This is a genomic window from Streptomyces sp. NBC_00102, assembly GCF_026343115.1.
Taxonomy (GTDB): Bacteria; Actinomycetota; Actinomycetes; order Streptomycetales; family Streptomycetaceae; genus Streptomyces.
Window position 1 is genome coordinate 5,535,383 of the sequence record NZ_JAPEMC010000001.1, and the last position, 12,289, is coordinate 5,547,671.

A 12,289-nucleotide genomic window follows, 5' to 3' on the forward strand; every position below is an offset into this window, starting at 1 on the left:
CACGGCCAGGGCCGGTTCCGGTGGCCCGTACCCCTCCCTTCGATCAAGGAAGCAGAGCACATGAGCAAGCTGCGTGTGGCCGTCATCGGCGCCAAGGGCCGCATCGGATCGGAGGCGGTACGGGCCGTCGAGGCCGCCGAGGACCTGGAGCTGGTGGCCGCCCTCGGCCGGGGCGACGCGCCCGAGACCCTCACGGAGTCCGGTGCCCAGGTCGCGGTGGAACTCACCAACCCCGACTCGGTCATGGACAACCTGGAGTTCTGCGTACGCCACGGCATCCACGCCGTCGTCGGCACCACGGGCTGGACCGACGAACGCCTCGCGCGGCTCACCGGCTGGCTTGACGCGTCCCCGGCGACCGGCGTGCTCATCGCGCCGAACTTCTCCATCGGCGCCGTCCTCACCATGAAGTTCGCGCAGGCGGCGGCGCCCTGGTTCGAGTCGGTCGAGGTCATCGAACTCCACCACCCGAACAAGATCGACGCACCCTCCGGCACCGCGACCCGGACGGCTCAGCTCATCGCCGCCGCCCGCGCCGAGGCCGGACTCGCGCCGCAGCCGGACGCCACCGCGACCGGCCTGGACGGGGCCCGGGGCGCCGACGTGGACGGCGTGCCGGTGCACTCCGTACGGCTGCGCGGGCTCCTGGCGCACCAGGAGGTGCTGCTCGGCGGCGAGGGCGAGACCTTCACCCTGCGCCACGACTCCCTGCACCACAGCAGCTTCATGCCCGGCATCCTGCTGGGAGCCCGCCGCGTGGTCACCACCCCCGGACTCACGTTCGGGCTGGAACACTTCCTCGATCTGAACTGACGGTCCCTGCCATGCGCGCAAAGATCTCGTACATCGTCACCGCCGCCGTCCTGGTCTTCTACTTCGTCCTGGCCGGCAGCAGGGGTCTGCTCCTCATCCGGCACGGCACCCTGATCACGGTCACCTTCGGTGTGGCGGTGCTCATCCTGCCGGTGATCGGCATCTGGTTCCTCTGGAAGAACACCCAGTTCGTCCGGCGGGCCAACGCCCTCGCCGCAGAGCTGGAGGCCGAGGGCGGGCTCCCGGTCGACGAACTCGTCCGGACCCCGTCCGGCCGGATCGACCGGGACTCCGCCGACGCCGTCTTCGCCCGCCGCCGGGAGGAGACCGAGGACGCGCCGGACGACTGGCGCTGCTGGTTCCGGCTGGCCGTCGCCTACCAGGACGCCCGCGACACGCCCAGGGCCCGCAAGGCGATGCAGCGCGCCATCGCCCTGCACGCCAACAAGCCGGTACGCGCCGCCTGAGCGGTGCCTACCGGCTTGTGGACCCCGGACGCACCGGGGGTGACGCTGGACCGCGAGAGCGCGGAGAACGGGCTGCGGCGCCTCAGCGCCGGTACTCGTCCGCCCACGCCTCGACGGCGTCGGTGGCCCGCTCGAACGCCTCGGACCGGGACAGGAAGTCCGCGTCGTGGTCCGTCATCAGCGGCGGCATCGAGCCGGCGCCCCGACGGGCCACCACCAGGGCCTGTCCCTGCACGGTCCGGGGGAAACCGAGCCACTTCACCGGCTGCTGGACGGTACGGACCGTCCCGGCCCGGCTCCACGCCACCGTGGTGGTGCGGAAGAAGCCGACCCGGCGTACACCGTGCCGGCTCACCCAGGCACCCACGCGCAGCAGCCGCAGCGCGCAGGCGATCACCACCGCGGCGAGCACCATGCAGAGCAGTGCGCCCGAAGGCTCACCGGCCAGACCGATGATCATCGCCGCGAACAGGACGAACGACGCCAGCAGCAGCAGCCCCGCCGCCGCCGAGACCCGCCAGGGCCCGGGACGGTAGGGCCGCCGCCAGCTGTCGTGATCGTCGTAGGGCAGCGCGACGTCCTCCGCACCCGCGTCGAACGCGCGGTCGGCCGTCAGGAAGGGCAGGGGCACGACTGATCCTCACTCACAAGCACGCTCGTTGTTGCTGTGCCCGGTGAGGCTACCGACGGGTCTCCGCTCCGACCACCCCAGGGGGCCGTACGAGTCAGCGGTCCTGGGACGCTTCGGACTTCTGGTGATGCGCGGGTGCCTGGTCGGGGTCGAGGGCGGGAAGCCCGAAGAGGAGCGAGCCCACCAGGCCCGCCACCGCGACCAGCCCGACCAGGGAACGGCCCGCCAGCTCGGAGACGCTGGCGCGTTCCCGGGGCGGCGGAGTGACATTGCTGCGGAACCGCTCGGCCTCGGCTACGAACGAGAACGGGACGGATTCACGCCGGCGGAACATGAGGAAAATCTCCTTGGGGCTGTGATGAAGGTGCTGCTGCACTGTCAGACGCGCGGAACGCCGGATCGGTGCCGCCTTTTGCCGGACCCTTCGGAGTTTTCCCCGGACCGAGCCCGGTACGCGGCCCCGTAGAGTGGACGCCGCCCGAGCGAAGCAATTGGAAGGACCCCGCCGGTGACCGACACCCCCGAGACCGCGAAGCCCAGTTTCCGCAGCGATGTCACCGTCGAACTGGTGAAACACGCCGCGGGCGATGCCGACGTCCTGTTCGCCGCCCGCGTTTCGACCGCGGGGGAGCAGTCGCTGGAGGAGGTCACCAAGGATCCGGAGCGTTCCAAGGGTCTCATCAATTATCTGATGCGTGACCGCCACGGCAGTCCTTTCGAGCACAACTCGATGACGTTCTTCATCAGCGCCCCGATCTTCGTGTTCCGCGAGTTCATGCGGCACCGGGTCGGCTGGTCGTACAACGAGGAATCGGGTCGCTACCGGGAGCTCCAGCCGGTCTTCTACGTCCCCGGCGAGTCCCGCAAGCTCGTCCAGCAGGGCCGCCCCGGCAAGTACGAGTTCGTCGACGGCACCGAGGCCCAGGCCGAGCTCACGGGGCGCGTCATGGAGGACTCGTACCGCCAGGCGTACGACGCCTACCAGGAGATGCTCGCCGCCGGTGTCGCCCGCGAGGTGGCCCGGGCCGTCCTGCCCGTCGGCCTCTTCTCGTCGATGTACGCCACCTGCAACGCTCGCTCGCTGATGCACTTCCTCGGCCTGCGCACCCAGCACGAACTGGCGACGGTCCCGTCGTTCCCGCAGCGCGAGATCGAGATGGTCGGCGAGCAGATGGAGGAGCACTGGGCGCGTCTCATGCCCCTCACTCATGCCGCCTTCAACAAAAACGGACGGGTAGCCCCGTAGGCGGTGTCCGTATTGCGGCCTTTCGTGAAGTTCATCTAGGCTGATCAAACGGACCCGGCACTGCTTGAACCCCCGAGCAGGCAGTGCCGGGTTCCAAGATCGACGTCCCCCGAGGGGACATCCCGGGCCGAGCAACGAGTAGCGTGTTACCCATGGCTCCGATCTCCACTCCGCAGACCCCCTTCGGGCGGGTCCTCACCGCCATGGTCACGCCCTTCACGGCGGACGGCGCACTTGACCTCGACGGCGCGCAGCGGCTCGCGACCCACCTGGTGGACGCGGGCAACGACGGCCTCGTCGTCAACGGCACCACCGGCGAGTCGCCCACCACCAGCGACGCGGAGAAAGACCAGCTCGTACGAGCCGTAATCGAAGCGGTCGGCGACCGCGCCCACGTCGTCGCGGGCATCGGCACCAACGACACCCGCCACAGCGTCGAACTCGCCCGCGCCGCCGAGCAGGCCGGAGCCCACGGACTCCTCGCGGTGACCCCGTACTACAACAAGCCGCCGCAGGAGGGCCTGCACCGGCACTTCACCGCGATCGCCGACTCCACCGGCCTCCCGGTCATGCTCTACGACATCCCCGGCCGCAGCGGCGTACCGATCGAGACCGAGACTCTCGTCCGGCTCGCCGAGCACCCGCGGATCGTGGCCAACAAGGACGCCAAGGGCGACCTCGGCCGCGCCGGCTGGGCCATCGCACGCTCCGGCCTCGCCTGGTACTCCGGCGACGACATGCTCAACCTGCCGCTGCTCTCGGTCGGCGCCGTGGGCGTCGTCTCCGTCGTCGGCCACATGGTCACCCCGGACCTGCGGGCCCTGATCGACGCCTACCTCGGCGGTGACGTCCAGAAGGCCGCGGAGATCCACCAGAAGCTGCTCCCCGTCTTCACCGGGATGTTCCGCACCCAGGGCGTCATCACCACGAAGGCCGCCCTCACCCTCCAGGGTCTCCCGGCCGGCCCGCTGCGCCTCCCGCTGGTGGAACTCACCGCGCAGGAGACGGCGCAGCTCAAGGTCGACCTGGCCGCCGGTGGGGTAGAGCTGTAACCACGGACTTCACAACTGAATACGCGAGACAACCGCATACGCGAGACAACCGCGTACGCGAGGGAAGCTCGCACGTTTCACCCCCTGACAACAGCAAGTGCACGAATGACACACGCGCCACGTGCCCAAGCGGTACGTGGCGTGCGTGGTAAGGAGAGTCTTTTGAGTCATCCGCATCCCGAACTCGGTACGCCGCCGAAGCTCCCCAAGGGCGCCCTGAGGGTCACCCCCCTCGGCGGCCTCGGCGAGATCGGCCGCAACATGACGGTCTTCGAGTACGGCGGCCGCCTGCTCATCGTCGACTGCGGCGTCCTCTTCCCCGAGGAGGAGCAGCCAGGCATCGACCTGATCCTGCCGGACTTCACCACGATCCGGGACCGCCTGGACGACGTGGAGGGCATCGTCCTCACGCACGGCCACGAGGACCACATCGGCGGCGTGCCGTACCTGCTCCGCCTGAAGCCCGACATCCCGCTCATCGGCTCCAAGCTCACGCTCGCGCTGATCGAGGCGAAGCTCCAGGAGCACCGCATCCGCCCGTACACCCTTGAGGTCATCGAGGGACAGCGGGAGCGCATCGGCGTCTTCGACTGCGAGTTCATCGCGGTCAACCACTCCATCCCGGACGCCCTCGCGGTCGCGATCCGCACCCCCGCCGGCATGGCGGTGGCCACCGGCGACTTCAAGATGGACCAGCTCCCGCTGGACGGCCGGCTCACCGACCTGCACGCGTTCGCGCGGCTCAGCGAGGAGGGCATCGACCTGCTCCTCGCCGACTCGACGAACGCCGAGGTCCCGGGCTTCGTCCCGCCGGAGAAGGACATCTCCAACGTCCTGCGCACGGTCTTCGCCAACGCGCAGAAGCGGATCATCGTGGCGAGCTTCGCCAGCCACGTCCACCGCATCCAGCAGATCCTGGACGCGGCCCACGAGTACGGCCGCCGGGTCGCCTTCGTCGGCCGTTCGATGGTCCGCAACATGGGGATCGCCCGTGACCTGGGCTATCTCAAGGTGCCGGCCGGGCTCGTCGTCGACGTCAAGACGCTCGACGACCTCCCGGACGACGAGGTGGTGCTCGTCTGCACCGGCTCGCAGGGCGAGCCCATGGCCGCACTGTCGCGCATGGCCAACCGCGACCACCAGATCCGGATCGTCCAGGGCGACACGGTCATCCTGGCGTCGTCGCTCATCCCGGGCAACGAGAACGCTGTCTACCGCGTGATCAACGGCCTGACCCGCTGGGGCGCCAACGTCGTCCACAAGGGCAACGCCAAGGTGCACGTCTCGGGCCACGCCTCGGCGGGCGAGCTGCTGTACTTCTACAACATCTGCAAGCCGAAGAACCTGATGCCGGTGCACGGCGAGTGGCGCCACCTGCGGGCCAACGCCGAGCTGGGCGCGCTGACCGGTGTCCCCAAGGACCACATCGTCATCGCGGAGGACGGCGTGGTCGTCGACCTCATCGACGGCAAGGCGAAGATCGTCGGCAAGGTCCAGGCCGGCTACGTCTATGTGGACGGGCTCTCGGTCGGCGACGTCACCGAGACCTCGCTCAAGGACCGCCGCATCCTCGGCGACGAGGGCATCATCTCGGTCTTCATCGTGGTCGACACCAACTCCGGCAAGATCGTGGGCGGCCCCCACATCCAGGCCCGGGGCTCCGGTATCGACGACGCGGCGTTCACCGCCGTCGTACCGAAGATCGAGGAAGCCCTCAACCGGTCGGCCCAGGACGGCGTCATGGAGCCGCACCAGCTCCAGCAGTTGATCCGCCGCTCGGTGGGCAAGTGGGTCTCCGACACCTACCGCCGGCGCCCGATGATCCTCCCGGTCGTCGTAGAGGTCTGATCCCCGCCGACCGTCCGACTGGAGCGGGGTGCCTCGATTTGCATCGAGGCACCCCGCTCCAGTACGTTTGGCTCTCCGCCGAACGGGAAGCAGCCCGCGCACTTGTGCGCGGAGGCCACCGTGCGGAGCGGAAATTCCGACTCAGAATCTCTGATAAAGTCGGCACCGCCGAAAGGCAAAGGCCCCGACGGGCCGCCGGAATTACTTTTGGACCGGAAACGGAACGAAAAAGAGTCTGGTAAAGTCGGACTCGCCGGAAAGGGAAACGCGAAAGCGAAGAACTGGAAAGCGAAAATCGCTTGACCCGCTTCGACCGGGAATCGGACACGAAAGAGTCTGATAGAGTCGGAAACGCAAGAACGAAGGGAAGCGCCCGGAGGGCCCCGGTGAAACGGGACCGAAGGAAGCGTCCGTTCCTTGAGAACTCAACAGCGTGCCAAAAGTCAACGCCAGATATGTTGATACCCCGGCCTGCTTCGGCAGGTTGGTGGTTCCTTTGAAAAGTCCTACCGGCCTCAACGGTCCGGTGGGCAACAACAGCGAGGACGCTGTGAACGACCGGTCATATTCCGACCTGGTCGTTCCGCTCTCGTGTTGTGATCCCGATTACGGGAAAACATTCACGGAGAGTTTGATCCTGGCTCAGGACGAACGCTGGCGGCGTGCTTAACACATGCAAGTCGAACGATGAAGCCTTTCGGGGTGGATTAGTGGCGAACGGGTGAGTAACACGTGGGCAATCTGCCCTTCACTCTGGGACAAGCCCTGGAAACGGGGTCTAATACCGGATAACACTCTGTCCCGCATGGGACGGGGTTAAAAGCTCCGGCGGTGAAGGATGAGCCCGCGGCCTATCAGCTTGTTGGTGGGGTAATGGCCTACCAAGGCGACGACGGGTAGCCGGCCTGAGAGGGCGACCGGCCACACTGGGACTGAGACACGGCCCAGACTCCTACGGGAGGCAGCAGTGGGGAATATTGCACAATGGGCGAAAGCCTGATGCAGCGACGCCGCGTGAGGGATGACGGCCTTCGGGTTGTAAACCTCTTTCAGCAGGGAAGAAGCGAAAGTGACGGTACCTGCAGAAGAAGCGCCGGCTAACTACGTGCCAGCAGCCGCGGTAATACGTAGGGCGCAAGCGTTGTCCGGAATTATTGGGCGTAAAGAGCTCGTAGGCGGCTTGTCACGTCGGATGTGAAAGCCCGGGGCTTAACCCCGGGTCTGCATTCGATACGGGCTAGCTAGAGTGTGGTAGGGGAGATCGGAATTCCTGGTGTAGCGGTGAAATGCGCAGATATCAGGAGGAACACCGGTGGCGAAGGCGGATCTCTGGGCCATTACTGACGCTGAGGAGCGAAAGCGTGGGGAGCGAACAGGATTAGATACCCTGGTAGTCCACGCCGTAAACGTTGGGAACTAGGTGTTGGCGACATTCCACGTCGTCGGTGCCGCAGCTAACGCATTAAGTTCCCCGCCTGGGGAGTACGGCCGCAAGGCTAAAACTCAAAGGAATTGACGGGGGCCCGCACAAGCAGCGGAGCATGTGGCTTAATTCGACGCAACGCGAAGAACCTTACCAAGGCTTGACATATACCGGAAAGCGCCAGAGATGGTGCCCCCCTTGTGGTCGGTATACAGGTGGTGCATGGCTGTCGTCAGCTCGTGTCGTGAGATGTTGGGTTAAGTCCCGCAACGAGCGCAACCCTTGTTCTGTGTTGCCAGCATGCCCTTCGGGGTGATGGGGACTCACAGGAGACTGCCGGGGTCAACTCGGAGGAAGGTGGGGACGACGTCAAGTCATCATGCCCCTTATGTCTTGGGCTGCACACGTGCTACAATGGCCGGTACAATGAGCTGCGATGCCGCGAGGCGGAGCGAATCTCAAAAAGCCGGTCTCAGTTCGGATTGGGGTCTGCAACTCGACCCCATGAAGTCGGAGTTGCTAGTAATCGCAGATCAGCATTGCTGCGGTGAATACGTTCCCGGGCCTTGTACACACCGCCCGTCACGTCACGAAAGTCGGTAACACCCGAAGCCGGTGGCCCAACCCCTTGTGGGAGGGAGCTGTCGAAGGTGGGACTGGCGATTGGGACGAAGTCGTAACAAGGTAGCCGTACCGGAAGGTGCGGCTGGATCACCTCCTTTCTAAGGAGCATCTAGGCCCTGTAATGGGGTCGAGGGCCACTTCGTCGGCAAATGTTCGACGGTGGTTTGCTCATGGGTGGAACGTTGACTATTCGGCACGGTTGGTTGGTTGTTGCGAGTACTGCTTCGGCGTGGAAAGTAATGATGGATCGGCTGTGTCGGGCACGTTGTTGGGTATCTGAGGGTACGGCCGAGAGGCTGCCTTCAGTCCGGTCCCAGTGAACTCAGCCGTAAGGTTTGGGGTGATGGGTGGCTGGTTGTTGTTTGAGAACTGCACAGTGGACGCGAGCATCTGTGGCCAAGTTTTTAAGGGCGCACGGTGGATGCCTTGGCACCAGGAACCGATGAAGGACGTGGGAGGCCACGATAGTCCCCGGGGAGCTGTCAACCTAGCTTTGATCCGGGGGTTTCCGAATGGGGAAACCCGGCAGTCGTCATGGGCTGTCACCCGCTGCTGAACACATAGGCAGTGTGGAGGGAACGAGGGGAAGTGAAACATCTCAGTACCCTCAGGAAGAGAAAACAACCGTGATTCCGGGAGTAGTGGCGAGCGAAACTGGATCAGGCCAAACCGTATGTGTGTGATACCCGGCAGGGGTTGCGCATGCGGGGTTGTGGGATCTCTTTCACAGTCTGCCGGCTGTGAGACGAGTCAGAAACCGTTGATGTAGGCGAAGGACATGCGAAAGGTCCGGCGTAGAGGGTAAGACCCCCGTAGCTGAAACATCAACGGCTCGTTTGAGAGACACCCAAGTAGCACGGGGCCCGAGAAATCCCGTGTGAATCTGGCGGGACCACCCGCTAAGCCTAAATATTCCCTGGTGACCGATAGCGGATAGTACCGTGAGGGAATGGTGAAAAGTACCGCGGGAGCGGAGTGAAATAGTACCTGAAACCGTGTGCCTACAAGCCGTGGGAGCGTCGCTGTATGTGCTTGCACATGCAGTCGTGACTGCGTGCCTTTTGAAGAATGAGCCTGCGAGTTAGCGGTGTGTAGCGAGGTTAACCCGTGTGGGGAAGCCGTAGCGAAAGCGAGTCCGAATAGGGCGATTGAGTTGCACGCTCTAGACCCGAAGCGGAGTGATCTAGCCATGGGCAGGTTGAAGCGGAGGTAAGACTTCGTGGAGGACCGAACCCACCAGGGTTGAAAACCTGGGGGATGACCTGTGGTTAGGGGTGAAAGGCCAATCAAACTCCGTGATAGCTGGTTCTCCCCGAAATGCATTTAGGTGCAGCGTCGTGTGTTTCTTGCCGGAGGTAGAGCACTGGATAGGCGATGGGCCCCAACGGGTTACTGACCTTAGCCAAACTCCGAATGCCGGTAAGTGAGAGCGCGGCAGTGAGACTGTGGGGGATAAGCTCCATGGTCGAGAGGGAAACAGCCCAGAGCATCGACTAAGGCCCCTAAGCGTACGCTAAGTGGGAAAGGATGTGGAGTCGCAGAGACAACCAGGAGGTTGGCTTAGAAGCAGCCACCCTTGAAAGAGTGCGTAATAGCTCACTGGTCAAGTGATTCCGCGCCGACAATGTAGCGGGGCTCAAGCGTACCGCCGAAGTCGTGTCATTCCAGCACATACCCCCAACGGGGGCTGGGATGGGTAGGGGAGCGTCGTGTGCCGGGTGAAGCAGCCGCGGAAGCGAGTTGTGGACGGTTCACGAGTGAGAATGCAGGCATGAGTAGCGATACACACGTGAGAAACGTGTGCGCCGATTGACTAAGGGTTCCTGGGTCAAGCTGATCTGCCCAGGGTAAGTCGGGACCTAAGGCGAGGCCGACAGGCGTAGTCGATGGACAACCGGTTGATATTCCGGTACCCGCTTTGAAACGCCCAGTACTGAATCAGGCGATGCTAAGTCCGTGAAGCCGGCCCGATCTCTTCGGAGTTGAGGGTAGTGGTGGAGCCGATGAACCAGACTTGTAGTAGGTAAGCGATGGGGTGACGCAGGAAGGTAGTCCAGCCCGGGCGGTGGTTGTCCCGGGGTAAGGGTGTAGGACGCACGGTAGGCAAATCCGTCGTGCATATAGTCTGAGACCTGATGCCGAGCCGATTGTGGCGAAGTGGATGATCCTATGCTGTCGAGAAAAGCCTCTAGCGAGTTTCATGGCGGCCCGTACCCTAAACCGACTCAGGTAGTCAGGTAGAGAATACCGAGGCGTTCGGGTGAACTATGGTTAAGGAACTCGGCAAAATGCCCCCGTAACTTCGGGAGAAGGGGGCCATCACTGGTGATTGGATTTACTCCATGAGCTGGGGGTGGCCGCAGAGACCAGCGAGAAGCGACTGTTTACTAAAAACACAGGTCCGTGCGAAGCCGTAAGGCGATGTATACGGACTGACGCCTGCCCGGTGCTGGAACGTTAAGGGGACCGGTTAGCTGACTTTCGGGTCGGCGAAGCTGAGAACTTAAGCGCCAGTAAACGGCGGTGGTAACTATAACCATCCTAAGGTAGCGAAATTCCTTGTCGGGTAAGTTCCGACCTGCACGAATGGCGTAACGACTTCTCGACTGTCTCAACCATAGGCCCGGTGAAATTGCATTACGAGTAAAGATGCTCGTTTCGCGCAGCAGGACGGAAAGACCCCGGGACCTTTACTACAGTTTGATATTGGTGTTCGGTTCGGCTTGTGTAGGATAGGTGGGAGACTTTGAAGCGGCCACGCCAGTGGTTGTGGAGTCGCCGTTGAAATACCACTCTGGTCGTGCTGGATGTCTAACCTCGGTCCGTGATCCGGATCAGGGACAGTGTCTGATGGGTAGTTTAACTGGGGCGGTTGCCTCCTAAAGAGTAACGGAGGCGCCCAAAGGTTCCCTCAGCCTGGTTGGCAATCAGGTGTTGAGTGTAAGTGCACAAGGGAGCTTGACTGTGAGACCGACGGGTCGAGCAGGGACGAAAGTCGGGACTAGTGATCCGGCAGTGGCTTGTGGAAGCGCTGTCGCTCAACGGATAAAAGGTACCCCGGGGATAACAGGCTGATCTTCCCCAAGAGTCCATATCGACGGGATGGTTTGGCACCTCGATGTCGGCTCGTCGCATCCTGGGGCTGGAGTCGGTCCCAAGGGTTGGGCTGTTCGCCCATTAAAGCGGTACGCGAGCTGGGTTTAGAACGTCGTGAGACAGTTCGGTCCCTATCCGCTGTGCGCGTAGGAATATTGAGAAGGGCTGTCCCTAGTACGAGAGGACCGGGACGGACGAACCTCTGGTGTGCCAGTTGTCCTGCCAAGGGCATGGCTGGTTGGCTACGTTCGGAAAGGATAACCGCTGAAAGCATCTAAGCGGGAAGCCTGCTTCAAGATGAGTATTCCCACCCCCTTTGAGGGGTTAAGGCTCCCAGTAGACGACTGGGTTGATAGGCCAGATGTGGAAGCCCGGTAACGGGTGGAGCTGACTGGTACTAATAGGCCGAGGGCTTGTCCTCAGTTGCTCGCGTCCACTGTGTTGGTTCTGAAATAACAACCGCCGTGTTTTTCCGGTTGGTTAATTTCATAGTGTTTCGGTGGTCATTGCGTTAGGGAAACGCCCGGTTACATTCCGAACCCGGAAGCTAAGCCTTTCAGCGCCGATGGTACTGCAGGGGGGACCCTGTGGGAGAGTAGGACGCCGCCGAACAATTTTTCCGGGAGACCCCCGTGCCTTTGGGCGCGGGGGTTTTCTGCGTTTACGGACCAATGCGAAAAGCGGTGCCCCTGAACGGTGAGCGCGGGCGGGCCTGCGGAGCCCTGGACAGGCCCGCGGCAGCTGGGTGGGCGTGGAAGGGGTGCCGGCGGACGGGGCCCGTCGGCCCAGGCTCGTGGCCTGCACTGCCCACAAGGCCACACCACCGACCAAGGCCCGCCCGCAGGCCCCGCCGGCCGGTCCCGTGGCGGCTGCGGAACGATCGCGGCCCCGGTTGAACACGCGGGAAGCGGGCCGCCCGTGACAGGTTCTCAGAATGGTGCGGATTCGGTGTGGCAGGTGGTTCTGGAGACCCCGGAACTGGGGTATGCTTATCTCGTTGCACAGCGCAGCAAGGCCCCAATAGCTCAGTCGGTAGAGCGTCTCCATGGTAAGGAGAAGGTCTGCGGTTCGATTCCGCATTGGGGCTCA

General features: G+C 63.6%; 7 protein-coding genes, 1 tRNA gene and 3 rRNA genes. 9 read left to right on the top strand and 2 right to left on the bottom strand.

All coding sequences use genetic code 11. From position 1 onward, the window contains the following. Positions 1 to 60 precede the first annotated feature (60 nt). Complete coding sequence (gene dapB, locus OHA55_RS24695; RefSeq protein WP_266709842.1) at positions 61 to 813, top strand: 4-hydroxy-tetrahydrodipicolinate reductase; 753 nt, start codon at positions 61 to 63, stop codon at positions 811 to 813. Positions 814 to 824: 11 nt separating this feature from the next. Next, positions 825 to 1,280, top strand: a complete 456-nt coding sequence (locus tag OHA55_RS24700; RefSeq protein ID WP_266709843.1) for a tetratricopeptide repeat protein — start codon at positions 825 to 827, stop codon at positions 1,278 to 1,280. A gap of 82 nt (positions 1,281 to 1,362) precedes the next feature. Here OHA55_RS24700 and OHA55_RS24705 read toward each other — a convergent pair whose 3' ends face one another. Together OHA55_RS24705 and OHA55_RS24710 are read right to left on the bottom strand one after the other, a co-directional pair. Then, complete coding sequence (locus tag OHA55_RS24705) at positions 1,363 to 1,911, bottom strand: hypothetical protein (RefSeq protein ID WP_266709844.1); 549 nt, start codon at positions 1,909 to 1,911, stop codon at positions 1,363 to 1,365. A gap of 94 nt (positions 1,912 to 2,005) precedes the next feature. Next, positions 2,006 to 2,245 (bottom strand): hypothetical protein, encoded by a 240-nt coding sequence (locus OHA55_RS24710; RefSeq protein WP_266709845.1) that lies wholly within the window; start codon positions 2,243 to 2,245, stop codon positions 2,006 to 2,008. Between the two features lie 174 nt (positions 2,246 to 2,419). On the opposite strand from OHA55_RS24710, the gene thyX reads away from it, so the two are divergent. From thyX to OHA55_RS24745, 7 genes are all read left to right on the top strand, one after another. Then, positions 2,420 to 3,157 (top strand): FAD-dependent thymidylate synthase, encoded by a 738-nt coding sequence (gene thyX / locus OHA55_RS24715; RefSeq protein WP_266709846.1) that lies wholly within the window; start codon positions 2,420 to 2,422, stop codon positions 3,155 to 3,157. A gap of 152 nt (positions 3,158 to 3,309) precedes the next feature. Next, a complete protein-coding gene (gene dapA, locus OHA55_RS24720) occupies positions 3,310 to 4,209 on the top strand; it encodes a 4-hydroxy-tetrahydrodipicolinate synthase (RefSeq protein ID WP_266709847.1) in 900 nt (299 codons plus the stop codon). Between the two features lie 162 nt (positions 4,210 to 4,371). Next, the gene (locus OHA55_RS24725) at positions 4,372 to 6,057 is read left to right on the top strand and encodes a ribonuclease J (RefSeq protein ID WP_266709848.1); all 1,686 of its coding nucleotides are present in this window, start codon (positions 4,372 to 4,374) and stop codon (positions 6,055 to 6,057) included. Between the two features lie 619 nt (positions 6,058 to 6,676). Further along, a 16S ribosomal RNA gene (locus tag OHA55_RS24730) occupies positions 6,677 to 8,202 on the top strand. A 296-nt stretch (positions 8,203 to 8,498) separates the two neighbouring features. After that, a 23S ribosomal RNA gene (locus OHA55_RS24735) occupies positions 8,499 to 11,621 on the top strand. Between the two features lie 74 nt (positions 11,622 to 11,695). Then, positions 11,696 to 11,812 (top strand): 5S ribosomal RNA (gene rrf, locus OHA55_RS24740). Together the 16S, 23S and 5S rRNA genes with 1 tRNA gene alongside form the textbook arrangement of a ribosomal RNA operon. Positions 11,813 to 12,214: 402 nt before the next feature. Beyond that, positions 12,215 to 12,287 (top strand) — tRNA-Thr (locus tag OHA55_RS24745). The last annotated feature ends 2 nt before the right edge of the window (positions 12,288 to 12,289 follow it).